The organism is Candidatus Oleimmundimicrobium sp., assembly GCF_030651595.1.
Taxonomy (GTDB): Bacteria; Actinomycetota; Aquicultoria; order UBA3085; family Oleimmundimicrobiaceae; genus JAUSCH01.
Genome location: NZ_JAUSCH010000077.1, coordinates 1 through 3,217 on the forward strand (window position 1 = coordinate 1; position 3,217 = coordinate 3,217).

Genomic DNA, 3,217 nt, shown 5'->3' on the forward strand with positions numbered 1-3,217 from the left:
CTTGTTACCGTGTAATCGCTATCGAGAGCTTTAACCGCGTTCTCCACATCAGCAGAGATAGCCCCCGTGCCTCCAAGGATGTAAACCGTTCCTGCCGCACCATTTAAAGACCTGTTTATCTCATCTTTAGCAGCGCCGTCAAGCGACGTTGAGGAAGTCAATAAAATCGGCGCGATTTTGGCATCGGCGAGAACACCTCCAGCCAACGCGTCCGGAAACATATCTTTGCGAGCAAGAACTACGTTATCTGCAGCAGCAGTTGCTGCATATTTTTTCACAGAAACCGCAACGGCCGTCTCAACTCTGGTCGCGCCGGAAAGCCGGGTTGTATATGTCGCGTAATCGGCAGAAGCCGGTAGCGCCATAACAACCATTGGCAATAACATAGCAATTGTAAGTATAATAGCTAATTTTTTTCTCATATTTACACCTCCTTTCAAGTGGGATAAATTTTTCAAATTATTATTCATTTATTTCCCCCCTTTCTTAAGGAGTTTGTTTTTCTTTTATATGCTAAAGCCCTTTAAAAACCGCGAATTTTAAATCGCGAAGTGTAAACAAAATTACTCCGCAACCCTCAATTTTCAATTTGGGCCTGTAGCCACATCTTTAAATTATAGATAATTATACTATATATCTGCAAAAAATCCTTCATTCTTCAGGAATTTAAATATATTTTACCTTATTATACGAATAATTTAAGTTAAAGATACGGTCTTTCGCAAAATTTTTTACAAAATAATTGGAAATTTCAAAATAAAAAGCTTTCTCAAAAACTAAACTGCAGCACTTACCGCAAACTTAGTATTTAAGAAGGCTTCATCTCAAACTACAATTTAGACAGTTCATATACAACATATGCTAGTTAAAGTCTTCATTAAAGTCAAGGAAAATTTAAGAAAACCAGAGATTGCTTCACTTCGTTCGCCGTGCCTACCGGCAGGCAGGCAATGACGGGTGGGCCTGAGATTGTTTCACTCCCGCCTGCCTACGTCTATGATGCCGTCAGGCATTGGCGGGCAGGTCATTCGCAATGACAGGGAGGGTCGCTACGCTCCATTGTAAAATCAAAGGGTATAGGGTAATGCCCTGCCTGCCGGCAGGCAGGGGGAAAGGGTAAAGTTAAATACGGAGACGTAGTTACGTGGCTACATAGAAACATGGTTAAAAGTTGGGAGCACAGGGTATGGAGTGTAATAAGACCAGCAATTTAGCCAAAGCGCAGCTCCTGTATCAGGCAAACTACCGCTTGTCCGCCTCTGGTGGGACTCCCCACTAAGAGACTCCCGACTAACAGGGTATAGGGGAAAGGGTAAAGTAAAATACGGAGATTGCTTCACTTCGTTCGCAATGACGGGTGGGCCTGAGATTGTTTCGCCGTGCCTACCGCCGTGCCTACCGGCAGGCAGGGCAGGCAGGCAATGACGAGGAAGAATTGCTTATTTCACCCCCACCCTAACCCTCCCCCGTCAAGGGGGAGGGAATTTAAGCTATCTGCCATAAGGCCCTCCAGAGGCGGACAGTCTTTATCTTCCCCCGTCAAGGGGGAGGGAAAGAATAAGGGGAATTCAGCTTCTAACCCTTAGCCCCTCCAGAGGCGGGCAGGCATCTGCCATCAGTTAATTTGTATAGAGCTGGATTTGCTTTAAGTTGAAATCAACAATTTTTTAACCACATCGATAAAAATTTTAGCGTTCTTAAGCATCTCTTCGGCTGCATCTTTTGAAAACTCACCGTAATAATCAGCGTTCTCCCGTAAAATCTTACCAAATTGAAGAGCTTCGACTAATTTGTGGTCTATGAGTCTCTTCTCGACAAACAGGGCCCTTATGCTCTCAACTAAACAATAATGACTTCTTTCCCGAAAACCTTTGGAGTAAAGTAAAGCTCTCGCCGAATGGAACATGGAGTAATATGCTTGAATTATACTCCATTTAAAATTGCCTTCTTTAAAGCTACTTTGAGAAGCATCATAGTCAAATTTAGCTTGACTGATTTCTTTTGAAACAAGCTTTTTGGCTCTCTCAAAGATAATAATCTTCTTTTTCTTAAGACATTCATCAAATTCTCTACTCATTTTCCCTCTCCCAAAGCACCAAACCCCTCTCAATTTCATCATAAAAAATCGGGTCCTTCTTTTTCAAGGAAGGAACATCTATCGGTTTCTTGACAATCAATTGAATTTTCTCAGCTAATTGGCTATCACTAACGATGTCGAGAATTTTTCTAGGGTTGTTACTTAAAACAAAAAGATCAAAATCGCTTTCTTCAATATTTGTCCCGGAAGCAGCACTGCCAAAAAGAACAACTTTTTGGCTAACGCTCTTTACCTTAGCAAGAAGTGGATCAAGTATAATCAGGTTTGCAATTAGCTTAAGTTGCCTGATAAGTGGATTTTTTAAATCAACCGTATAAAAAGACATTTTGCCCCGTTTTTCAACCACCACCAGATTATCCTCAGCTAAATCTTTCAAAGCAAAATTAATACCGGCACGGCTGACATTTGTTGCCTCTTTAATTTCCTTTTCTGTATATTTATAAGTAGGATTGGAGATTAAAAAGAAAAGAATTTTGTGATAGTTGGTAAAAAATAGTTTCTCTTTTACACTCATTTTATTTAACCTCATTCTAATATATTAGATTTAAGTCTATTATATTAGAACATCAAGACACCGTCAACTAAATGTAAAGGGCAGCCCTTAGTCAGCTACCAGCCTCCAGTCGCCAGCCTCCAGCGAAAAACTAAAAATAAAAAATAAAAATGTTAAAAGCAGCCCTTTAAGATCAGCCATTAGCCCAGAGATTGCTAAGTCGCTACGCTCCATTGGAAAATGTAAAATCAAAGGGTATGGGATAATGGGGAAAATTAAACACGGAGATTGCTTCACTCCCGCCTGCCGGTAGGCAATGAGACCCTATTCGTCATCATGAACCCGAAGGGCGTGGTGATGATCTTGAGATTGCCGCGCTTCGCTCGCAATGACGGAGATGGTTATTCCCACTTCCTCGCAATGACAGAATAATAACCTTACGTTCCTCCCGCCTGCCTACGTCTATGATGCCGTCAGGCATTGGCGGGCAGGTCGTTCGCAATGACGGAGATGGTTATTCCCACTTCCTCGCAATGACAGAATAATAACCTTACGTTCCTCCCGCCTGCCTACGTCTATGATGCCGTCAGGCATTGGCGGGCAGGTCGTTCGCAATGACGGAGATG

General features: G+C 42.2%; 3 protein-coding genes. All 3 read right to left on the reverse strand.

Annotated elements, in window-relative coordinates; all coding sequences use genetic code 11:
• Positions 1-422, reverse strand: a 422-nt coding sequence (locus Q7U95_RS04830) for a cell wall-binding repeat-containing protein (RefSeq protein ID WP_308752332.1), incomplete at its 3' end; no start/stop codon positions are given.
• 1,223 nt (positions 423-1,645) lie between these two features.
• Positions 1,646-2,077, reverse strand: a complete 432-nt coding sequence (locus tag Q7U95_RS04835) for a HEPN domain-containing protein (protein ID WP_308752334.1) — start codon at positions 2,075-2,077, stop codon at positions 1,646-1,648.
• Positions 2,070-2,612 (reverse strand): nucleotidyltransferase domain-containing protein, encoded by a 543-nt coding sequence (locus Q7U95_RS04840; RefSeq protein ID WP_308752336.1) that lies wholly within the window; start codon positions 2,610-2,612, stop codon positions 2,070-2,072. The genes Q7U95_RS04835 and Q7U95_RS04840 overlap by 8 nt, the downstream gene beginning before the upstream one ends.
• Between the last annotated feature and the right edge of the window lie 605 nt (positions 2,613-3,217).

Excerpts from the sequence above, each read along its gene's own strand:
- Q7U95_RS04835 (WP_308752334.1), bottom strand. The coding sequence starts at position 2,077 with ATGAGTAGAGAATTTGATGAATGTCTTAAGAAAAAGAAGATTATTATC.
- Q7U95_RS04840 (WP_308752336.1), bottom strand. The coding sequence starts at position 2,612 with ATGAGTGTAAAAGAGAAACTATTTTTTACCAACTATCACAAAATTCTT.